Source organism: Aliikangiella sp. G2MR2-5 (assembly GCF_015687155.1).
Classification (GTDB): Bacteria; Pseudomonadota; Gammaproteobacteria; order Enterobacterales; family Kangiellaceae; genus Aliikangiella.
The window spans coordinates 142,694-163,835 of record NZ_JADPQF010000002.1; the positions used below are offsets into that span (position 1 = coordinate 142,694).

Annotated in this window: 18 protein-coding genes and 1 pseudogene; 9 read left to right on the top strand and 10 right to left on the bottom strand. The window is 44.6% G+C overall.

The features are described from left to right. Positions 1 to 24: 24 nt before the first annotated feature. A complete protein-coding gene (ggt, locus tag IYN84_RS08010; RefSeq protein WP_196138689.1) occupies positions 25 to 1,776 on the top strand; it encodes a gamma-glutamyltransferase in 1,752 nt (583 codons plus the stop codon). 34 nt (positions 1,777 to 1,810) lie between these two features. On the opposite strand, the gene dtd is transcribed toward ggt, so the two are convergent. The 3 genes from dtd to IYN84_RS08025 form a co-directional block, all read right to left on the bottom strand. Beyond that, positions 1,811 to 2,248, bottom strand: coding sequence for a D-aminoacyl-tRNA deacylase (gene dtd / locus IYN84_RS08015; RefSeq protein ID WP_196138690.1), 438 nt, complete (start codon positions 2,246 to 2,248; stop codon positions 1,811 to 1,813). Further along, complete coding sequence (gene pip, locus IYN84_RS08020) at positions 2,220 to 3,197, bottom strand: prolyl aminopeptidase (RefSeq protein ID WP_196138691.1); 978 nt, start codon at positions 3,195 to 3,197, stop codon at positions 2,220 to 2,222. Before pip ends, dtd begins: the two co-directional genes overlap by 29 nt. Positions 3,198 to 3,352: 155 nt before the next feature. Then, complete coding sequence (locus IYN84_RS08025) at positions 3,353 to 3,739, bottom strand: hypothetical protein (protein ID WP_196138692.1); 387 nt, start codon at positions 3,737 to 3,739, stop codon at positions 3,353 to 3,355. Between the two features lie 258 nt (positions 3,740 to 3,997). Between IYN84_RS08025 and IYN84_RS08030 the strand changes: the two genes are divergently transcribed. Continuing rightward, the gene (locus IYN84_RS08030; protein ID WP_196138693.1) at positions 3,998 to 4,882 is read left to right on the top strand and encodes a collagenase; all 885 of its coding nucleotides are present in this window, start codon (positions 3,998 to 4,000) and stop codon (positions 4,880 to 4,882) included. Positions 4,883 to 4,980: 98 nt separating this feature from the next. Here the strand turns inward: IYN84_RS08030 and IYN84_RS08035 are convergent, their stop codons facing one another. Continuing rightward, on the bottom strand, positions 4,981 to 5,397 hold the full coding sequence (locus tag IYN84_RS08035) for a GNAT family N-acetyltransferase (protein ID WP_196138694.1): 417 nt from the start codon (positions 5,395 to 5,397) through the stop codon (positions 4,981 to 4,983). 151 nt (positions 5,398 to 5,548) lie between these two features. On the opposite strand from IYN84_RS08035, the gene IYN84_RS08040 reads away from it, so the two are divergent. Then, positions 5,549 to 6,133, top strand: coding sequence for a hypothetical protein (locus IYN84_RS08040; RefSeq protein WP_196138695.1), 585 nt, complete (start codon positions 5,549 to 5,551; stop codon positions 6,131 to 6,133). Positions 6,134 to 6,275: 142 nt separating this feature from the next. Here IYN84_RS08040 and typA read toward each other — a convergent pair whose 3' ends face one another. Then, positions 6,276 to 8,096 (bottom strand): translational GTPase TypA, encoded by a 1,821-nt coding sequence (typA, locus tag IYN84_RS08045; RefSeq protein WP_196138696.1) that lies wholly within the window; start codon positions 8,094 to 8,096, stop codon positions 6,276 to 6,278. A 216-nt stretch (positions 8,097 to 8,312) separates the two neighbouring features. Between typA and IYN84_RS08050 the strand changes: the two genes are divergently transcribed. Continuing rightward, positions 8,313 to 9,221 (top strand): LysR family transcriptional regulator, encoded by a 909-nt coding sequence (locus IYN84_RS08050; RefSeq protein ID WP_196138697.1) that lies wholly within the window; start codon positions 8,313 to 8,315, stop codon positions 9,219 to 9,221. Between the two features lie 95 nt (positions 9,222 to 9,316). On the opposite strand, the gene rimK is transcribed toward IYN84_RS08050, so the two are convergent. Both rimK and IYN84_RS20945 read right to left on the bottom strand, forming a co-directional pair. Continuing rightward, on the bottom strand, positions 9,317 to 10,222 hold the full coding sequence (gene rimK / locus IYN84_RS20940) for a 30S ribosomal protein S6--L-glutamate ligase (protein WP_210330385.1): 906 nt from the start codon (positions 10,220 to 10,222) through the stop codon (positions 9,317 to 9,319). A gap of 84 nt (positions 10,223 to 10,306) precedes the next feature. Next, positions 10,307 to 10,714: pseudogene (locus tag IYN84_RS20945) on the bottom strand (ATP-dependent zinc protease); the annotation flags it as partial. A gap of 182 nt (positions 10,715 to 10,896) precedes the next feature. Between IYN84_RS20945 and IYN84_RS08060 the strand changes: the two are divergent. Then, positions 10,897 to 11,709, top strand: a complete 813-nt coding sequence (locus tag IYN84_RS08060; protein ID WP_196138699.1) for an MOSC domain-containing protein — start codon at positions 10,897 to 10,899, stop codon at positions 11,707 to 11,709. 134 nt (positions 11,710 to 11,843) lie between these two features. Here the strand turns inward: IYN84_RS08060 and IYN84_RS08065 are convergent, their stop codons facing one another. Continuing rightward, positions 11,844 to 12,755 carry a DMT family transporter gene (locus IYN84_RS08065; protein WP_196138700.1) on the bottom strand — a complete coding sequence of 304 codons (912 nt, stop codon included), beginning with the start codon at positions 12,753 to 12,755 and terminating at the stop codon, positions 11,844 to 11,846. Between the two features lie 296 nt (positions 12,756 to 13,051). On the opposite strand from IYN84_RS08065, the gene IYN84_RS08070 reads away from it, so the two are divergent. From IYN84_RS08070 to tal, 4 genes are all read left to right on the top strand, one after another. Then, a complete protein-coding gene (locus tag IYN84_RS08070; RefSeq protein ID WP_196138701.1) occupies positions 13,052 to 14,728 on the top strand; it encodes a collagenase in 1,677 nt (558 codons plus the stop codon). 304 nt (positions 14,729 to 15,032) lie between these two features. Beyond that, positions 15,033 to 16,151, top strand: coding sequence for a phosphoribosylaminoimidazolesuccinocarboxamide synthase (locus IYN84_RS08075; RefSeq protein ID WP_196138702.1), 1,119 nt, complete (start codon positions 15,033 to 15,035; stop codon positions 16,149 to 16,151). A 186-nt stretch (positions 16,152 to 16,337) separates the two neighbouring features. Beyond that, positions 16,338 to 17,864, top strand: coding sequence for an NADP-dependent phosphogluconate dehydrogenase (gene gndA, locus IYN84_RS08080; RefSeq protein WP_196138703.1), 1,527 nt, complete (start codon positions 16,338 to 16,340; stop codon positions 17,862 to 17,864). Positions 17,865 to 18,022: 158 nt separating this feature from the next. Beyond that, the gene (gene tal, locus IYN84_RS08085; RefSeq protein WP_196138704.1) at positions 18,023 to 18,985 is read left to right on the top strand and encodes a transaldolase; all 963 of its coding nucleotides are present in this window, start codon (positions 18,023 to 18,025) and stop codon (positions 18,983 to 18,985) included. A 48-nt stretch (positions 18,986 to 19,033) separates the two neighbouring features. Here tal and IYN84_RS08090 read toward each other — a convergent pair whose 3' ends face one another. Both IYN84_RS08090 and thiE read right to left on the bottom strand, forming a co-directional pair. Further along, the gene (locus IYN84_RS08090) at positions 19,034 to 19,255 is read right to left on the bottom strand and encodes a DUF6316 family protein (RefSeq protein WP_196138705.1); all 222 of its coding nucleotides are present in this window, start codon (positions 19,253 to 19,255) and stop codon (positions 19,034 to 19,036) included. Between the two features lie 114 nt (positions 19,256 to 19,369). Further along, positions 19,370 to 20,866: a thiamine phosphate synthase gene (gene thiE, locus IYN84_RS08095; RefSeq protein ID WP_196138706.1), complete on the bottom strand. Its 1,497-nt coding sequence runs from the start codon at positions 20,864 to 20,866 to the stop codon at positions 19,370 to 19,372. Positions 20,867 to 21,142: the final 276 nt, after the last annotated feature.

The window sequence follows — 21,142 nt, forward strand, 5'->3', positions numbered from 1 at the left end:
CAAAATAAAAAAAATGAGATATCCATGGATACTATAACTCTACGCTTGGGGCCTGGTTCTTTTTCCTGCTTGTTTTTCTTCTTCCTCTTGTACTCATTTTCCAGCAACGTTTCTGCTACCGACAGGATAACCGGAAAAAACTTCGCAACACGCTCTGAAGTGATTGCACAAAACGGAATGGTAGCGACCAGTCAACCACTGGCAACACAGGTTGGCCTCGATATCTTGAAATCTGGCGGCAGCGCAGTCGACGCAGCTATTGCCGCCAACGCCGCATTAGGACTAATGGAACCTACCGGCAACGGTATTGGCGGAGACCTTTTCGCTATTATCTGGGATAACAAAAAACAAAAACTTTATGGTCTTAACGCCAGTGGACGCTCGCCACTCGGACTATCATTCGAACAACTTGAAAAAGAGTTGAAAACCTTAGGAACAGATACGATACCTGCTTACGGAATGCTTCCGATATCAGTTCCGGGAACAATCGATGGATGGTTTGAAATGCATAAAAAATTTGGTCAGTTGCCAATGGAAGAAATACTTGCTCCAACAATAAAGTATGCCCACCAGGGGTTTCCTGTTAGTGAGCTGATAGCACACTACTGGCAATTGAGCGTTCCTCGATTATCCCCTCAGTCTGGAAACTTTGAATCAACTTTCACCATCAATGGAAAAGCACCAGCCAAAGGTGAAGTTTTCAGAAACCCGGAGCTTGGTAAGACTCTTTCACTTATCGCAAAGCAAGGTCGCGATGTTTTTTATAAGGGAACAATAGCCAGGCAGATCGATCGTTTTATGCAAGACAACAATGGCTTTTTAAGATATAGAGATTTTGCGAGCCATCGCTCAGAGTGGGTTACTCCGCTGTCTACCAATTATCGCGGCTACGATGTTTTTGAGCTTCCTCCGAACGGACAGGGAATTGCAGCCCTGCAAATGCTCAACATTCTGGAAAACTATGATCTGAAAAAATCAGGATTTCTGAGCAGTGAATCTCTTCACTTGATGATTGAAGCGAAAAAGCTGGTATTTGAAGACAGAGCCAAGTTTTATGCCGACCCTGACTTCAACCAACTTCCGATTACTGGGTTACTTTCAAAAGATTATGCGAAAGCGCGAGCAAAACTGATCGGAGTTAAAGCCTCTCGCAAAGTCGATGCCGGTAACCCTGCGCTTTATCAGGGCGATACCATCTATCTAACGACGGCAGATAAAGATGGCAATATGGTTTCCCTAATTCAGAGTAACTATCGCGGCATGGGATCTGGTGTTGTTGTTCCTGGCCTGGGTTTCGTATTTCAGGACCGTGGTCAACTGTTTTCAATGGATGAATCACATGCCAATGTCTATGCTCCGGGTAAAAGACCTTTCCATACAATTATTCCGGCATTTGTGATGAAAGATGGTAAGCCTTATATCAGTTTTGGATTGATGGGAGGCGCAATGCAGCCACAAGGACATGTGCAGATTATTACTAATATCATCGACTTTGGAATGGGGCTGCAGGAAGCCGGTGACGCAGTTCGCTGGCAGCATTTTGGTTCAACCGAACCAACCGAAGCCCGGGGAAAGTTTATTAAAGACGGCGGTGTGGTCGCGCTTGAGTCGGATATTCCCTATCAAACCATACGAGAGCTTATGGCCAAAGGACACCAAGTTCGCTATGACCGAGGCGGCTACGGCGGCTATCAGGCGATTATGTTTGACCCTGAGAATAAAGTCTATTACGGCGCATCAGAATCTCGCAAGGATGGCCAGGCGGCGGGCTATTAGCCAGCCCTTCCCGCAGGGTAGAGAACAATCTCCGTTAAGCGGTTAGCCAGAAAGTCACCGGCCCGTCGTTACACAGGCTCACTTTCATATCGGCACCGAACCGGCCACTTTCAACTTTGGGATATTTCAATTTTGCCTGTTCAAGAAAATAATCAAACAGCGCCTCACCTTCCTGTGGCGGAGCCGCGGTCGAGAAACTTGGGCGCTTGCCTTTGCGAGTATCGGCGGCGAGGGTAAATTGAGGCACCAGGAGTAAACCGCCACCGATATCGGCAACGCTCAAATTCATTTTATCTTCCGAGTCGGAAAAAATGCGATAGCCGGTTAAGCGTTCGAGCAAACGATCTGCATTAGATTTCTGGTCATTTTTCTCAACGCCGATAAGAGCCAGAATTCCCTGCTCAATTTCTCCAATGACTTTGTTTTCGACGACGACGTTGGCGTTAGTTACCCGCTGAATCAGTGCAATCATGAGTAATAAGCTGATGCATTTCCTTGGTGGCTTTAACAAGTGCATCGATTATCCCAGCTTCACTTGCAGAATGTCCAGCATCGCGCACAACGTGCAACTCACAACCTTCCCATTCACTCTGCAATGCCCAGGCATTTTCCAGCGGGCAGATCATGTCGTAGCGACCATGAACAATAATTCCAGGAATATCTTTTAGCCGATGAGCATTGTCCAGAAGTTGATTTTCTTCAATGAAACAATGATTGCGAAAGTAGTGCGCACTAATTCGAGCCATACTAAGAGCAATATGAGGCTCAGAAAATTTGTCTACCAGATGAGGATTAGGCTCCAGCGTTGCCGCTCTACCCTCCCAAATACACCATGCCTTGGCAGCCCCCATCCGGGCGAGTTCATCCTGCCCTGTCAGTCGAGAATAAAAGGCTTCGATCAGGTTATCTCTTTCGTTATCGGGAATAACCTGAACAAATTCCTGCCAGTAGTCAGGAAATATCTTACTGGTTCCGCCCTGATACAACCACTCGACATCTTCTCTTCTAGCCAGAAAAACCCCTCGCAATATCAACCCAAGCACTCGCTCACTATGTTCTTGAGCATAAGCCAAAGCGAGTGTTGATCCCCAGCTTCCTCCCATTACCACCCATTTTTCAATATTCAGGTGATTTCTGATTTTTTCCAGATCATCTATCAGAGCTTGCGTGGTATTGTTTTCGAGAGAAGCATGTGGTTCTGATCGTCCGGCTCCCCGTTGATCAAATAAAACGATACGATACTTTTCTGGATCAAAATAGCGTCTAAAATTAGCATCACAACCCGCTCCTGGGCCACCATGCAAGCTAACGATCGGCAAACCGTCTTCGCTTCCACTCTCTTCCACATAAAGATTGTGCCCGTCTCCGACATCCAGTTGGTAACATTGGTTTGGCTTAATTTCCGGGTAGAGTTTCAGCATTATTCCTCGCATCACAGCAAAATAGTCGCTTGATTAAGCCTAGCACACTCAAGGAACGATGGCTGACATTAAATAATCCGATTGAGCAGCAGAGCACTTCAACAATTAGAAATTTAAGAGATGATTCTCGGCGCAGCAGAAAATATATCTCAGCACTAGTCAGTTCCTTCTTCCTTGTCTTTCGATTGACTTTGCTCAGGTTTTAGAATTTCCTGAATTTTTTGTCCCTTAGTCTTCTTAGAGTCATCACTTTCATTCTCAGATTCATCCCCGTGACCGCCATCGCCCTCAAGTATAATGACAATACCTTTTGGCACTTTTCTTGGCTCTAACCCCTTAACGACCCTGACAACATCAAACGCCGCTTGAGCACAGTTCTTCTCCTGCCCTATCTTCACACAGCGCTCGTATTCGAGTACTAGCTCTTCACCGATAGTAGTCTTAGGTGGAGGTTCCTGATATCCCAGTAGCGTACGAGACATTTCGAGCGAACATCCGGAAAGCGCTAATACAATTGTCGGGATAAGTATTCTTCTTGTCATAAGTCTCCTTACAAGGTTTGTCTCAACTTATTCAGGCTAAAACGATCTTGGTTTAATCAGTATGGATCTATGTTTGAACAAAAATATAATTAAAGGTTCACTCCCAAGTTTAATCATAACGTATTGAAATAGCGAGCAATGCTGGACTTTCATCAGCCGAGAAAAGAAATCACACAACAACACCTTTGACATTGCGCACAATAATCATTATTGTCTTATGCTTGAAAAATAAAGTTATTGAAACAATCACTAAACATTATGAAACTTAACTATCTATTGGCTCCCTTTTATGCACTATCGGCTCTGACTTCTAATGCGAGCGAGCCACATCTGGATAAAGTTTTGGGACAATCCTACGTTTGCTCAGATACAGCGGTTATTCGATCCGAGAATCTCACCCTGCAGGAACAGAAATCGACTTGCAGTAAGTTATCTGAGATCGAAAGTATCTTCCATGGCGTTTTTAATACTAAAGGCAAACCAGTTGAAAATGACCATAACCTGTCGATTCGAGTGAATGTATATGCCTCAAGGGACTCTTTTGTAAAAAATGCCAAACAACATTTCAACATGCCAACAGACAATGGTGGTATGTACCTGGAAGGCCTACCCGACAAAGAACATAACCAGGCAGAGTTTGTTACCTATCAAAGAGAAGTTAATAACAGAAAAGTTATCTGGAATCTGGAACACGAATATGTGCACTACCTTGATGGTAGATTTAATCTTTATGGTGATTTTTGTGCGTCATTGCATGACTCTCATTCTCCACCAGAAAACTGCGCAAAACCCGCACCTCTTTTACCGCATACTGTCTGGTGGACCGAAGGTGTTGCAGAGTATATAGCTTGGGGAAAGCAAAACTCACGTGCGCTTCAGGCAATTAATAAATCCAAAGTCCCTTTTAAACTAAGCGAACTATTTGATACCAGTTATGAGCACAATGGCGGCAGCGAGAGAGTTTACTCCTGGGGTTATTTTGCCGTCCGCTACATGATGGAAGAGGAAAGAGAAAAAGTCGAACAAATGCTGCTGTTCTTGCGCCGGGGGGACTACCCTCGTTACCAGGCCCTAGTTCGGCACTGGGGAATCAGCATGGATGAAGACTTCAGGCGCTGGTTGCAAGTTACAACCGAATCCTGAAAGATAGAGTTAACCGCTTTAATTGTAGCAACAACATATCAACATCTGGAGAAGATAAAAGAAGCGAATCATTGTGAATCGTGATTCGCTCTTAACTATCATTCATATTGCTTTAGTAAAAAGAATCTTCCCGGAGTCCCTTTTATTTCAGGAACTTCACCGACAACATCAAAGCCGCATTTCTGATAAAACCCGGGAGCCTGGAACGACAGCGTATCCACTTGTGCGGCAATGCAGCCTCTATTTCTAGCTTCCTCTTCGGCAATAAACATTAATCGTTTGCCAAGGCCGGTTCCGCGAGTAGACATATCCACCCAGGCAACTTCGATTAAAAAATGTTTATAGATAGTCCGTCCCGATACACCACCAATAATATTTCCATCTTTACATCGGGCAATTACAGAAAGCGGTAAACTTGATTCTTTTCCTGCACTTTCATAATTAAACTGTCTGACACCGTCAACCAGAGTCTGGAAATTCTCAGAGTTTTCCTTATTAATAATTTCAATATTCATGTAACTTATTTCTTTAATATACGCTTTATTATTTAATCGCATGTCAAAGTAAATTGAAAGAATCTAATCGACTGTTTTTATTGGACCTGGTCGTTGATCCAGCTTTCTCTTCTATAATTAATTCAGAGATGAAAAGAAGATGGAGAGGATAATGGCCAACGGCAATAATAGAAGCTTTATTCAAAACCCGCTAAGTTTTATTCGTTCTCATCAGTTTATGGTAAACAGAACAATCTCTGCAGCTCGACCGCTTAGACGAGGCTCCGTTGATGTTGACCTGATCTCTTTTGATCCCGCCAACCCTCAACATATTCGTCTGGAAGAGTTTAGTATTCAACGCTCAGCTAGAGGCAGATATGCGCTCAACGCTTTTTTTCTGCCGGAAATTATGGATGATACCTCTCTGATTAAAATTAATGTCAACCGACAGTATTTTTTTACCACGGAATTGAAAGGTGATCTTTTTGCGGCTTACGGCAAAGATCCACTGAACCTCACCATCGAGCACGTCAATTGTCATTCTCCTGCTGCCAGAGTCCCGATAATTCCTCGAGCCCAGGCAATCCTCGCAGCAGGTCATCCGTTTTGCAAAATATTATCCCCTCTTCCCGTCCCGAAAAGTAATAGGCATCAGGTTAAAACTTATATTAACAGTACTTTAGTGGTAGGCATTCGGAGTGGAACAGGGTGGGAGTTTCATTATAAGCCGGGGGCGAATTCTTTATTTCGCCTGTAGCTTTCCGATGTATTGAATAGCCGAGAAGGTATCATCCGGTTATAAGATTTAGGAGCACTATTTAGTAATTCATTCAGTCAAAAAACAAATCGGCCCATAAAGGGCCGACTGCTATTTTTATAACTAGACGAAAATATCCTGCTTAGTCTTTAGGCGCGCGAGACGCTCTTTTTCTTTCATTTTCGGTCAAGTGTTTCTTTCGAATACGAATGAAATTAGGTGTCACTTCTACCAGTTCATCGTCGTCGATAAATTCCAGGCTTTGCTCCAGTGTCATCACAATCGGTGGTGACAACTGAATATTTTCATCGGTTCCTGAGGCACGCACATTGGTTAACTGCTTTCCTTTAAGCGGGTTAACCGTCAAGTCATTGTCACGTGAGTGAATACCGATAACCATTCCTTCGTAGACTTCAACACCGTGACCGATAAATAGGCGGCCACGCTCCTGGAAGTTAAACAAGGCGTAACCCAGTGCTTTGCCCGTGCCATTAGAAATCATTACTCCATTATGACGCTGTGCCAGGGCACCCGGAATAGCAGGGCCATAAGCATCGAAAGTATGGTATATCAATCCTGTTCCAGAAGTTGCTGTCATAAATTCAGTTTGGAAGCCAATCAGTCCGCGTGACGGAATGTAAAAATCAATTCTGACACGGCCTTTTCCGTCAAGCTGCATATCACGCATTTCTGCTTTACGTTCACCCAGCTTTTCCATGATGGTGCCCTGATGCTCTTCTTCGATATCAACGGTCACATTTTCGTAAGGTTCCATCATCACGCCGTCAACTTCTTTCATGATAACTTCGGGACGAGACACCGCAAGTTCAAAGCCTTCACGACGCATGGTTTCGATCAACACTGAAAGGTGAAGTTCACCACGACCAGAGACTTTAAACTTATCAGCGTCGTCCAGCTGCTCTACGCGCAAAGCCACGTTGTGGATCAATTCTTTTTCCAATCTCTCCAAGATTTGACGAGAGGTCAGGAACTTGCCATCTTTACCAGCAAAAGGAGAAGTGTTGACCTGGAAAGTCATATTAACGGTCGGCTCATCCACAGTCAGTGCAGGGAGTGCTTCAACATGCTCAGGATCACAAAGAGTATCAGAAATCTTTGGTTCGCCAACGCCGGTTATAGCGATAATATCACCTGCACTTGCTTCTTCAACTTCGCTACGTTCCAGACCCATATAGCCAAGAACCTGACCAACCTTAACTTTTCTCAGCTTACCTTCAGCATCAATGCTGGTCAGTTGCTGGTTTTTACGGATTTTACCGCGGGTAACACGGCCAACACCGATTGCACCAACATAGCTTGAATAATCGAGAGATGTGATCTGCATTTGGGTCGGGCCATCAACCTCGACGTCAGGATGTGACACATGCTTAACAATCGCTTCAAACAATGGTGTCATGTCACCGTCTCGCGTGCTGTCATCTTCAGAAGCATAACCATTAAGTGCTGATGCATATATAATTGGGAAATCCAGCTGCTCATCTGTTGCGCCGAGTTGATCGAAGAGATCAAAAACCTGGTCAATAACCCAGTCTGGACGAGCACCGGGACGATCGATCTTGTTGACAACAACAACCGGCTTCAACCCCTGCGCAAATGCTTTTTGAGTTACAAATCGCGTTTGTGGCATAGGACCGTCAACGGCATCAACCAGAAGCAAAACAGAGTCAACCATAGACATGATTCGCTCTACCTCACCGCCAAAGTCAGCGTGTCCGGGAGTATCGACGATATTGATTCGGTAATCATTCCAACGAATGGCTGTATTTTTGGAAAGGATGGTAATACCACGCTCTTTCTCAAGATCGTTTGAATCCATTACCCTTTCTGTTGGCTCAGCGCGCTGGTCGAGAGTTCCCGACTGCTGCAATAACTTGTCTACCAAGGTTGTTTTACCATGGTCTACGTGCGCGATAATCGCGATATTTCTTAAATTTTCAATCACTTAAATCAAAGCCTCGGGAACTTGAATAATCCGGCAGTTTGCGCCAGCGAAAAATAGGTCGCGTATTCTACGCTGATTTGAGCTTTTAAGCACCGTTTTTGCTGCTTTTTTCGTCAAAATACCATAGATAAGGTCGATATAACCCTTACTTATCGGACAACTTGAGCAATTATATTTATTATAGGGTATATAAAATAATCCAATTTGCTGATTATCATGAAACTAGACCTTGATTCGATTCGTGTATTAAAAACCATTGTAGAACGTGGAAGCTTTGCCGCGGCAGCAAAAGCTCTGCATCGTGCGCAATCAGCGATAAGCTACCAAATAAAGAAGCTGGAAGAAGCGCTGGATCTTGATATCTTCGATCGCAGTGAATACCGGGCGGTACTGACCGCTGAGGGCCAGATGATTCTTGATGAAGGAGTAAAGCTTCTCAACCAGGCAGAACATATTGAAGAGTTGGCGCAACAGCTCAACCAGGAGTGGGAGCCCAGCTTTGAAGTGGTCATTGACGGGATACTGGAAATTCCTCCGATCATGTCGGCAATGAAAACCTTGCTGCAAGAGGATATTCCAACCCGAATATCTCTTACCATGGAGTATCTTGGCGGCGTACAGTACCGCTTTGACAAGAACCAGGCAGATCTCATGCTGGTTAAAGAATTCCAGAACTCAACCCAGCTCCTATCGCAACCCTTGCCAGAGGTAGAGTGTTTGCTTTGTGTCAGCGCAGAGCACCCTTTGGCAAGTGTGGACGAAGTCAGTATTACAGAGCTGCAGAAATATGTTGAACTTAGCGTGCACGACTCCAGTGAGCAAGAACACTACGATGTCGAGCATATGCACTTCGGCGGTGAAACCATGTTTTTCCTGAGTGATTTTAAAAGCAAAAAACAGGCTTTACTACAAGGAATAGGTTTCGGCTGGATGCCATACTATCTGGTCAAAAATGAGCTGGATCAGGGTAGTTTAAGAGAAGTGAATTACCAGCACGGTTCGCGATTTACCTTTACCCCGCACCTGGTGTGGCGTGCCGAAAAAGCTCTGGGCAAAACGGCACAACGATTTATCGAATTACTTACTGACGAGCTTGGATTACCGACTCACCATTCGATAGGTTAATCGAGGTTAACTCACTTTTTGACGGCAAAAACAGGTTTTGACTTTAACGTAAAAGGTGCCTGTATCAACAAGCACCTTTCATCATATGGCCGTGCCTAGTTAATAGTTGCCAGCTCCCTTTTCCATCCTAGCTTCTTTTCGAGCGAAGCGATCATCATGCCAGCGACATCTTTACCTGTCGCTGTTTCAATTCCTTCAAGGCCTGGAGAAGAGTTGACTTCGAGCAGCAGCGGACCGTGAGTCGAACGAATAATATCGACCCCGGCAATTTTTAACCCGAGAGTTTTCGCTGCCAATACCGCCAGCTTTCGCTCCTCAGGCGTTATCTTAACAATTGCTGCGGTTCCTCCCTGGTGGATATTGGCTCTAAACTCGCCTGGCGCTGCAGTTCTTTCGATAGAAGCAACAACTTTTCCGTCAATAACAAAACAGCGCAGGTCCTTGCCATTAGCCTCTTTGATAAATTCCTGCACAAGCAAATTCGCTTTCAATGCTTTAAAAGCATTGATCACACTTTCACTTGCCTTTCGGGTTTCAGCCAGAACAACTCCCCTTCCCTGAGTACCTTCCAGCAGCTTGACGATCAAAGGGGCGCCTCCAACCATATCAATCAAATCACTGGTATCGATAGGCGAATTGGCGAATCCAGTCGTTGGAATATTGATACCGCTTTTAAGCATCAACTGTAAAGAAAACAACTTGTCTCTCGATTGAGAAATCGCCTCAGAGTTATTACAGGTATAAACTCCCATACTTTCAAATTGACGAGTCAGGGCGCAACCATAAAAGGTCAAGCTGGGTCTAATACGGGTAATTACAGCGTCCAGTTTATCAAGCACACGTCCGCCCCGGTAATGCACTTCCGGCGAAACGGCATCAAGTTTCATGTAGCACTGCTTGATATTAAAAAATTCTACCGTGTGACCACGCTGTTCTGCAGCTTCAACAATTCTTTTATTGCTGTAAAGATCAGGGTTGCTCGCCAATATTCCAATCTTCAAACCACCATCAACCGGTGCCGCGATTTTTGGATAGTGCTCTTTCAACTGACTGTGACTAATCGCTCCCAGACAAAAGCTGGCAGAAGGATCCACTAACATTCGGCCTTTCATTGCTTCACGACCAAGCAGCATGCGATATCCCATTGAATCCCGGTTGGTCAGGGTTAACTCGACCGGCCAGCTCTGCTCGCCGCAGGTCAACTTAGTCCTTATAACATAACGTCTTTCCGACTCACCGCTTGAGCTCTTGACTCTGCGCTTGTCGATAACCTCAGCTTCGCAACGAATCACAGGCTGGCGACTCTGCTGGATGGGATGAATCTCAAAGCTAACCCAAAGTTCCGCATCTTTTTTGAAGGTGTGAATATTGAAAGCATGCAAAGAAGATGTCTTTGCTCCTGAGTCTACTCTTGCTTTGATTGCGGGTATCCCCAGCTCAGGAAAACCACACCACTCTTCACTCCCGACGATTATTTTTTTACTGTCTGTCATATTATTTAAAGGTTCTCTAATTTAGATGAATTAAGTTCACTCTTATTGGTAAACTAACCTGAACAAAGTATAGATGTTAGCAGATTTTTTCCTATTTAAACGACATCATTCTAACAGGGGTATGACCTTTACCCAAATCTGGGTATGATGGAGCTAAAATGATTTCTCAAACAGAATAAATAATGAGCATCAATCTCTCCATAACACAAATTTTAACCTACCCGGTAAAATCGATTGCAGGTATTCATCACGTCAGTGCCCGGGTCACACCATTTGGTCTGGAAGGCGACAGAATGAAAATGCTGGTCGACAAAAATGGCCTGTTTATCAGTCAGCGGAAGTATCCCCAGCTCGCTTTAATATCAATACAAACCGAAGGTGATGACTTGGTGCTAAATGCTCCGGGCATGTCAGAAATCAAAATCAAGGAAGCGCCTGTAAACAGAAACAGTTGTATATTTGTTGAAGTTTGGGGTGACAAATGTCGAGGAATTGAAACTAGTCCAGAAGCATCCTTGTGGTTTTCTGAATATCTGAAAACAGAAATCAGGTTAGTAAGTTATGATCAGTCATTTTTGCGACCAACTGATCCTGATTACTCCCAGGCAGGCGATGTAGTCAGCTTTGCCGACGGCTTTCCGCTACTACTGACTACCGAAGGTTCATTAGCGGATCTGAATTCACGTCTTGATACCCCTGTAGAAATGCGCAACTTTCGCCCCAATATCGTCGTCAAGGGGTGTCACGCTTTTGCAGAAGATGAATGGAAAAAACTTCGTGTTGGTGAAATCATCTTCGACCTGGTTAAACCCTGCAGCCGCTGTATTTTAACGACAGTCGATCCTGATACCGGTAAGAAAAGTAGTATCGGTGAACCGTTAAAAACACTGGCTTCTTACCGAAGAGGCCCCGGAGGAGTGTACTTTGGTATGAATTTAATCCCAAGAACTCAAGGTACTATTAACCTGACAGATGGGGTCGAAATCATCAATTGAAATCATTAGAGCAGAGTGGAAAACGACACATACTTTTTTACTTCTAGTAATCGTTTTACATCAGGTTTCCAACTCGAGATTCAAAGAAGGCGCTTGGTTGAAGACAGTTAATGAAAATTAACGGTTTAAAGCCTTCAACCAGGTGGGCCCAGAAAAACCAGAAATACTCCGAGCACCGCAATCCCGCTACCCAGCCACGCTTTTGTTGAAGTGGCCTGCCCTTGCAACTTACCCAAAATCAGGGAAATTATCACCGAACTGGCAAACAGGCTTTGTACAATTGCAGCCTGTGCATTTGCGAAAGCATACATCTGCAGGGTCATAGCGATGAAAGTTCCAATAAAGGTTGCCAGCAAAAGCCATCGCCAAATTTGGGTTTGGGTTTGAGCTTGGGACGAACCTTGCGTTTGAACCTGAGGCAGCCAGCGCTGACGGGAGAAACAGAGTACCGGTAAAATAAAAATTAAGCCGCCACTCAATCGAATAAGACTGGCGCTGATCACATCGACAGATTCAGAAACCAGCATGTCACGCCCGATAACAGCACCAACCGCCTGACACAGTGCAGCCAGCGCAGCAAAGCCCAGACCACCCGGATTAAAGTCGATAGCCCGCTTCCTGCCTTTCTTTGCGCGAACAACAATATCAACACCAAACAGGATAATAGCAATAGCAAGCCACTGAACAACAGAAAGCCATTCATTGATCCAAAACATCGCCAACAGTGCGGTAAAAACCGGCGCAAGGGTCTCAGCCAGAAGTAATGTTGCTCTTTCTCCCATTCGGTTGAGGGCAGAGAAAAAAGCGGTATCTCCAATTCCAATACCAATAAAACCACTGAGCAACAGCCAGAGTATTGTAGAGATTTGTGGCAGTCTAGTTGCGTTAAAAACTAGCAAAAGAGTCAGCCCGCCTATGGACAGGACGCCTTTCCAAAGATTGAGACTAAGAGGATTAAAAGCACCACCAAGTTTACGGAAATAGATAACCGATACCGCCCAACATAGCGCGGTAGCCAAAGCAGCAACTTCACCGTTATAACTCATTGATTTTAAAGCCTGAAAAGTTAAAAGGAGAGAGCAAACGGGCTAATATACTGAGGTAATCCGATATCGGCAATAATAAATCACTTGAATTTACCTACCCAAAAGATATCATTGCACACAATAATATTTAATTTATTCAGTAGAAAAAGTGGTGGATGGTCTTGTCTCGATTGAAATATTTGTCTCGAATTAAACGGTTATCTCGTATAAAACAGTTTATACGTCTAAATATATTAGTGGTCAGCGCTCTCGTTCTGGCTGGCTGCATCTATAAAAGGGCTCCTCTGGAAACTATCTTGTCAGAACCTCAGGCAGGCTGGAGCAAAACCTTTGAGCACGGTAATAGTGAAAGAATTAATGAACTACTCGCTGTTCTGCAATCAAATTTGAACGGTCAGCAAAAGCTTGCAAATGTTAGCTCTCTGCTTTACTACCTCCGAAGCTTTTATTATTTTGCCGACAATCCAGAGCTTACCGAGCAACAAACCGGACAGCTCCACAGCCTATTGCTCCAGCTAACGGATAATGCAGAGTTCTTTTCAACAAATGAAAGCGCCTTGCGCCTTCAGGAAAACTATCTTGTCAGCATTTATCTATTTTTCAGTGATAAAAAATATCACCCCATGATTTCGCAACATCGCAATAATATAGCCCGAATACTGCGCCAATTGACCAAAACAGAGACGACCCAACTGACAACCCAGGCAGAATATACTTTATGGGAAACTTTACGCAGCATTGCGTTCCTGTCCTACGAAGCTCGACGAAGTCAGTCAATGAAAGAGGCTCTGTTGAAAGAAGATTCTTTGGTGAATGCACTGACCGAGCTTCTGGAGATACAGTCCAGGAAGGACTGGGTTCTTCAACACACGCTTTGGTCTGCAGGCTACCTTCACAGAATCAGCAGTAAAGAGTCACAGGAGAAACTGGATTCTGCGGTACAGAAATTCCTCTCCACAGCAGACTTCCTTTCAGAGCAAGATAAGTCTTTTTATTTTTCCCGCCGCTACCTGGTAAACTCGTTCCGAGTTCAGGATGACTGTCAGGAGTCATTTTCAGAGTTCTGTAGCATTCCCAAAATAGACACCGCTTTGCCAATAAAACACGAATGTTCCCCATCGCTCTTTATCCGGGCCAACCAGATGAGTGGCGAAGAACTCAGTCTCACCTGTCAAAAATTGACATCTCAAGAGGATAGCTTTCATCAACTATTGGCCACAGACAGGCTCCCGGCCGACGATGATTTTAATGACTCCTTACGAGTAGTAATATTTGATAACTACAGCCAGTACAACGAATATGGTGCCCTCACCTTCAATATCCATACTGATAATGGTGGAATGTATATCGAAGGAAATCCTTGGGAAAAAAATAATCAGGCAACGTTTTTCTCCTTCGAGATGTTCTGGGAGCGCCCCGATTTTGGTGTCTGGAATTTAAATCACGAATATGTCCACTATCTGGATGGTCGATTTGTTAAATACGGCGCATTCGGCCACTTCCCTGAAAAACTGGTGTGGTGGTCAGAAGGTCTGGCGGAATATATTTCCAAAGGGAAGGACAACCCTCGTGCATTAAAGCTACTCAGCGAAACTCCGCAAGCCGAGTGGCCGACACTAGAGACAGAGTTTGCGACAACCTACCAGGATGGACTCGACAGGACCTATCGCTGGTCTTATCTTGTGATTCGATTCCTTGCAGAAAATGACATTTCCAACTTCAGAAGTCTCGCTCTCGCGTTAAAGAATAATGATTTTGAAAGCTATCTATCACTTCTGAATCAAATAGCGACCAGGCATCAGCAAGAATACTCCATGTGGCTACAAACGCTAAAAGCGGATTCGCATTCACAAAATGGAGAAGAAGAGAAGGTTGTCAGTGTAAAGCCCAGAAAACTTTATCGCTACCTGTATCGCGACTACTTAATGCCAAAGGGCTTTGAGCAATCCCCGCGCCATATGCATTTCCACTGATTCGTTCCCGTTGCGATCAGCAAAACAGGTCGCCAGGTTAATTTCTCTTTAAAGCGGAGTGACCTGGCGCAAAGCATAAAACTCTTCAAAGAACGATTTGCTCAGGATAGCGCCGGTCAATTATTCAGTTGATTTTAGCTATTGCCTATTTTTGCACCGGTCCTCCCTTCTGGTATAATCCCGCCTCTAAAAATAAACTGTCTCATAGCGACAGGTTTAATTGAGTTGTTCAAACACTCCTGACAAACGATTTTTAGACTATCCTTAACGATTAAAATTTACGTCTTAAAGAGGACAATTTGATATGAGTTCTGCTGATAACAGACTAGCCGATAAGGTATTAGCCGTTAATAACGACTTACCAATCCGTACCAATCAGCCAGTCCACAGTGGTAAAGTACGTTCGGTTTACTGGTTAACCGAAGAAGACAGCGCGCGTCTTATTAAAGAAAAAGGCTACGATGTCGCCCCCGATGCACCTCTGGCCATTATGGTCATCAGTGACCGGATTTCCGCTTTCGATTGTATCTGGCGCGGTGAAGGCGGTATGAATGGGGTTCCTGGAAAAGGGGCTGCACTAAATGCGATCTCAAACCACTGGTTCAAATTGTTCCGGGAAAATGGACTGGCGGACAGTCATATTCTGGATATTCCACATCCGTTTGTATGGATTGTGCAAAAGGCAAAACCAGTGATGATCGAAGCCATCGCACGCCAATATATCACCGGTTCAATGTGGCGAGCCTACGAAAAAGGTGAACGAGAGTTCTGTGGTATTGAAATCGCCGAGGGCCTGCAGAAAGATCAAAAACTTCCAGAGCTATTGATTACTCCCTCGACTAAAGGCATTTTAGAAGGGATTCCTGGAGTGCCAGCCCAGGATGATGTCAACATTACTCGTCAGAATATTGAAGAGAACTATCAAGCTTTCAACTTCCGTAGCAAAGAAGATATTGACCTCTATGAAAAGTTACTTAAAGAAGGCTTTGACATGATCAGCGATGAGCTTGCCAAGCTTGATCAGATTTTCGTTGATACCAAGTTTGAATTTGGCTACGTAACAGACAAGGCCGGAAACGAAAAACTTATCTACATGGATGAAGTCGGTACACCTGACTCATCAAGAATCTGGGATGGCCCTTCTCAACGTGAAGGAAAGATCGTTGAAAAATCGAAAGAGGCTTTCCGCCAGCAACTTCTCAATCACTTCCCTGATCCTGATATTCTCCTGAATAAAGACCGAATGGAAGAACGTGCGGCTTTAGCACGAGACAATGAACTTCCTGAGTCGGTGTTGATGGCTGTATCTGAGACCTACACTTCGATAGCCGAAAAAATTACCGGGGAAAAGATAGTACTATCTGAAAATCCAAAAGCAGAAATTATTGAAATTCTGAAAAATGAATATGGACTGGTTGATTAATTAACAGCTAGTTTCAATCAATAAAAGGGCGCTTTTTGCGCCCTTTTTAATGTCCGCAAATAGCATAACAATTTATCGTAAAATGCAATACATCCCCTCTTCTGCATTCGAATGCAAAATGAAAAAAAATCATTAATACGCTAAAATAATCGATAATAAGTTTCATGCTAACTAAAGAGAGCCTCAATGTCCCAGCCAGAACCTGTCGAACTTTGTGATATCGGATTTATCGGACTTGGCGTTATGGGGAAAAACCTCGCACTTAACCTGGCCGACAATGGTTATAGCATCGCAGCATTCGATTTAGACCATCACAAAATCGACGAGGCTATCGCGCAAGATAAAGCTGAATCAGGGGAACAACGGATTGTCGGTTGCAGCTCCTATACCGAACTATTGTCCAAACTATCCGAACCGCACTTGATTATTCTTTCTATTCCTGCTGGCGATATAGTCGATGACGTTTGCCACAAGCTTATCGACGCGGGAATTAAAGCAGATGATATTGTGGTTGATACCGGCAATAGCTTGTGGACCGATACTGTAAGAAGAGAAAAGGAATATAGAGGCAGATTTTATTTCTTCTCGACGGCCGTTTCTGGTGGAGAAGTTGGCGCGCGTTTTGGTCCGTCTCTAATGCCGTCAGGCGACCCCTACGCCTGGACTAGAATTGAGCCTGTCTGGAAAGCAATAGCAGCGAAAGTTGATCCTGTATCAGGGCGAGCAATTCAGCGATTTGAACCCGGAAACCCGGTAAAAGAAGGTGAACCTTGCGCTGCTTTTATCGGCCCGAGTGGTTCAGGCCACTTTGTAAAGATGGTCCACAATGGGATCGAGTATGCTGACATGCAACTTATCTGCGAGGCATATCATATTATGCGTGAAGCCCTGCAAATGTCACCTGAAGAGATCTCCGGCGTTTTTAGTGAATGGAATGAAGGGGTACTCGAAAGCTATCTGATAGAAATTTCTGCTGAAGTCCTTAGTAAAGTCGATGATGAAACTCAAAAACCATTAGTTGATTTGATTCTGGATAAAGCGGGTCAAAAAGGAACCGGTCTCTGGACAGCGGTATCCAGTCTGGAACTCGGCAGCCCGGCACCTACAATTGCTCAAGCAGTTTATGCTCGCTCTCTGTCTACCTTGAAAGAAGATCGCTTGAAAGCAGCCAAGCTGCTTCAGGGCCCTCAGTTTGAAGGTCACTTAATAGACAGTAGAGAGAGTGTCGTTCAATGCCTGCACGACGCGCTGTACTGTTCAAAAATTTGTGCCTACTCTCAGGGGTTCCAGTTGATGCAGCTCGCGGCCCAGGAGTATAAGTGGACCCTGAACTTTGCAAGTATTGCCAAAATTTGGAGAGCCGGATGCATTATTCGTGCGGCATTTCTGCAACCCATCGCTGACGCTTTCGAACGCGATGAACAACTCAGCAACCTGTTACTTGATCCATTTTTTGTTGAACAAATTAACGTTCACCAAACCAATTGGCGAAAAGCGATTGCTAATGCGACACTTGTTGGCGTTCCATGCGGAGCCTTTAGCAGCGCGCTGGCTTACTACGATTCTTTTCGCTGCCAAACGTTGCCTACTAACCTGCTACAGGGTCAAAGAGATTTTTTCGGTGCACATACTTTTGAACGTATCGACCAGCCTGCCGGACACAAATTTCATGTTCTTTGGAACCAGGAAGGCCGTCCAATAAAGCCCTGTTAATTTTTCTTTTTCATGATCGCCACTATTCTTAATCAAGAGTTTGTCAACCGGAATAGTGGTTATATCAAAGAGTCATATTCTTGTTGTTGACCTGCCTATAGCAAGCTTCTATTGTAGAGAGCCTGTTACTCCATTTGTTGTAACCAACAAGAGCCGGTATGTCTAATCAACTTGAACAACTGAAATCCATGACCATGGTGGTCGCTGACACAGGCGACTTTAATGCTATCGCCGATTTTGCCCCGCAGGATGCTACAACTAATCCGTCCCTGTTGTTAAAGGCCGCAGCTATTCCGGAGTATTCGGGCTTAATTGACAGAGCGATTGCATATGCCCAACAAAATGCCAGTCAGCCAGACTCTCAAGTTATCGAAGCCGGAGACTATCTAGCAGTCCTTATCGGCCAACAGTTACTTGAGCTAATCCCGGGGAGAGTCTCCACAGAAGTTGATGCTCGACTGTCCTTTGATACAGAAAAAACAATATTAAAGGCACACAAAATTATCGAGCTATACCAGTCTCTCGGTATCGATAAATCCAGAGTATTAATCAAAATAGCATCGACCTGGGAGGGAATTAAGGCGGCGGAAGTATTGGAAAAAGAGGGGATAAACTGCAACTTGACTTTACTGTTCAGTTTCGCTCAGGCGCGTGCTTGCGCTGAAGCAGGTGTTTTCTTAATTTCTCCTTTTGTCGGCAGAATTCTTGACTGGTATAAAAAGGCAACCGGAAAAGAAAGTATTCCAGCCAGTGAAGACCCGGGCGTAGCTTCAGTCACGCGAATTTATACCTACTACAAAGACTATGGCTATCCAACGGTGGTGATGGGTGCTAGCTTTAGAAATAAAGAAGAGATTATCGAGCTGGCAGGATGCGACCGGCTAACAATTAGTCCCGCCTTAATGGATGAGCTATGTAGGTGTCAGGAACCTGTTTTACGAAAATTAAAGCCTTCGGAATCAATCAAGCCGAAACCAGAGAAAATGACTGAGCAGGTGTTTCGTTGGGAATTTAATCAGGATGCGATGGCAACAGAGAAAACAGCTGAAGGTATCAGGTTATTTGCTGCCGATCAGGAAAGACTTGAATCTTTGCTCAGGACCAGGCTGGAGCAGCAATAACTGCCAACTCAAGGCCCCCACAACTTCTTTGACAATGAATATCAGGGTTTAGGCTACATCACCAAAAAATTCGTTCTGAATTTCCATTTCGATTTTTTTGGCTTCGATAAATACATTAATATCAAACATAGCTTCAGTCTTTGTAGCAAAAGGTCCAACGTACTTTTGCTCTCGAGTGCGATAAAAAAATTCGCCTTTCGAACGAACAATACGGCCGCTTCGACTAAATTCTTGAGATTGTTTATCTGTGCTTCTAGGTGAAAATGACATTTAACCGTCCCTGAATGCCTGAACTGGATATTATATTGAGCGCATTTTACCGATTGTTGAGTTTCTCGTCGCTAGTCAGATTCTGAATGTTTTGTGAGACATTTCTCACATTTTTCAAACCGGCTGCGTTTCAGCCAACAAAGAAAGATAGCTTTTAGTAACATCATCAGGTTGCTGACTTTCGGTAATAGCAGTGATCATAGCAACACTATTAACCCCGGTAGCAATAACCTCAGCCAATCTCTCACCATTGATCCCTCCAATAGCGACTACAGGATAATCAAGTGCGTTAACCCAATATGACAATCCTTCAACTCCATGCGGAGTCCAGGGCATTTTCTTGGTGTTAGTATGATACACAGGTCCACATGCAATATAGGAAGGTTTGTACTGAATAGCTCTGGCTACTTCGTAGTGACAATGGGAACTCACTCCTAACCTCAATCCGGCTTGCAAAATTTCATCGAGATTCGCAGTGTCGAGATCTTCCTGACCGAGGTGAACACCATAGGCGCCGTACTTGACTGCCAGCTGCCAGTAGTCATTGATAAACAAGCGACAATCATGAAAACGAGCAACCTCTACCGCGCGCTTTATTTCGTTTTCAAGCGCCGCACCGCGCAGATCTTTTACTCGCAGCTGAATGGTGGAAACCCCCAGAGGCAAGAGCCTTTCGATCCAGTCGGCACTATCAACGACAGGATAAAGTCCCAGATTTTTCTGCTCACCCGCCACCAGCAAACAGCCAGGAAAGCGCTCTTTGTTCACGGAGACATCGGCAGTTCCAGATAATACCGGCAAATGATGTCCCTTATTGGGGAAATGGCTAATATGTATCGGGCCTTTATGTTCACCGACTTTATAGCTGTCCGCGATCCCCTGATTGACAGCCATTTTTCCGATCACTACTGCATCAAATAGCGAATAGTCCATCGCCAGGCAGGCGGCTATGGTTGAAGACATGGCGCAACCCGTCCCGCGGGTGTTGCGGCTCATCTGCTTTTCACTGGTCAACCAGAAACACTTTTCATCACTGGCAAAATAATCCTGACACAGGTTGCCACTGACATCACCACCGGTAATCAATACATTTCTCGCACCGAGTAGCATTAGTGAATCTGCCGCCAGCTCGACCTCTTCGGGTGAGTTAACACCCAGATATGCCAGCTCAGCAGCTTCTTCACGATTTGGCGTAATTAAGGTCGCAACCGGCAACAAGGTGTCAACGTAAGCGGCTAAATCTTTTTGCGGGAAAAACTCAAAGCCGCTACTGCTTTTAAGTACCGGATCCAGTATCAGTTTCAGGTTGTTTTCCTGAATGAATTTGGCCACCAGCTTTACCTGTGCCATATTGGCGAGCAAACCAACCTTGACCCACTCGATATCCAGTTCTTTGACCGCCTCAAGCTGGGAGGAGAGATTTTCCTCGTCAACGGGATTAATCGCGATCACTTTATAGTTATTTTGCGCCGTAGTTGCCGTTATTGCGGTGCAAGCATGCATTCCCAACGCTGACAGCGTTCTGACGTCCTGCGCAATACCGGCCATACCAGCGGAGTCGCTGGCTGCGATCACTAAAATAGCTGGTCGATTTTTGTTCTGATGAAGCATATCTAACTACTTGATATTAAAATAATTTCCCGCAAATCCAAGGGAAGCACTTACTAACCCTGCAGACACGGTCACTGCTGTCGCCGCTACCGGGCGCCGCATTATAACTGCAAAGCGACAAGAAATCTCGGTAAAGGGGATAATTCTCAAAAATGAAGGTAGGTAAAATGAATTATTGGGCAGAAGCATACTTGCTCTAAAAACAAAACAGCATTCTCCATCGGACCAACGGATTGTCAGAAGAAGTTAAGACTGGCTCGCACTTATTTCGAATCC

Coding starts and splice junctions, on each gene's coding strand:
- thiE (WP_196138706.1), bottom strand. CDS start 20,866: ATGCTTCATCAGAACAAAAATCGACCAGCTATTTTAGTGATCGCAGCC.
- IYN84_RS08040 (WP_196138695.1), top strand. CDS start 5,549: ATGGCCAACGGCAATAATAGAAGCTTTATTCAAAACCCGCTAAGTTTT.
- pip (WP_196138691.1), bottom strand. CDS start 3,197: ATGCTGAAACTCTACCCGGAAATTAAGCCAAACCAATGTTACCAACTG.
- IYN84_RS08075 (WP_196138702.1), top strand. CDS start 15,033: ATGAGTTCTGCTGATAACAGACTAGCCGATAAGGTATTAGCCGTTAAT.
- IYN84_RS08050 (WP_196138697.1), top strand. CDS start 8,313: ATGAAACTAGACCTTGATTCGATTCGTGTATTAAAAACCATTGTAGAA.
- gndA (WP_196138703.1), top strand. CDS start 16,338: ATGTCCCAGCCAGAACCTGTCGAACTTTGTGATATCGGATTTATCGGA.
- ggt (WP_196138689.1), top strand. CDS start 25: ATGGATACTATAACTCTACGCTTGGGGCCTGGTTCTTTTTCCTGCTTG.
- IYN84_RS08030 (WP_196138693.1), top strand. CDS start 3,998: ATGAAACTTAACTATCTATTGGCTCCCTTTTATGCACTATCGGCTCTG.
- dtd (WP_196138690.1), bottom strand. CDS start 2,248: ATGATTGCACTGATTCAGCGGGTAACTAACGCCAACGTCGTCGTCGAA.
- tal (WP_196138704.1), top strand. CDS start 18,023: ATGTCTAATCAACTTGAACAACTGAAATCCATGACCATGGTGGTCGCT.
- IYN84_RS08035 (WP_196138694.1), bottom strand. CDS start 5,397: ATGAATATTGAAATTATTAATAAGGAAAACTCTGAGAATTTCCAGACT.
- IYN84_RS08025 (WP_196138692.1), bottom strand. CDS start 3,739: ATGACAAGAAGAATACTTATCCCGACAATTGTATTAGCGCTTTCCGGA.
- IYN84_RS08090 (WP_196138705.1), bottom strand. CDS start 19,255: ATGTCATTTTCACCTAGAAGCACAGATAAACAATCTCAAGAATTTAGT.
- IYN84_RS08065 (WP_196138700.1), bottom strand. CDS start 12,755: ATGAGTTATAACGGTGAAGTTGCTGCTTTGGCTACCGCGCTATGTTGG.
- IYN84_RS08060 (WP_196138699.1), top strand. CDS start 10,897: ATGAGCATCAATCTCTCCATAACACAAATTTTAACCTACCCGGTAAAA.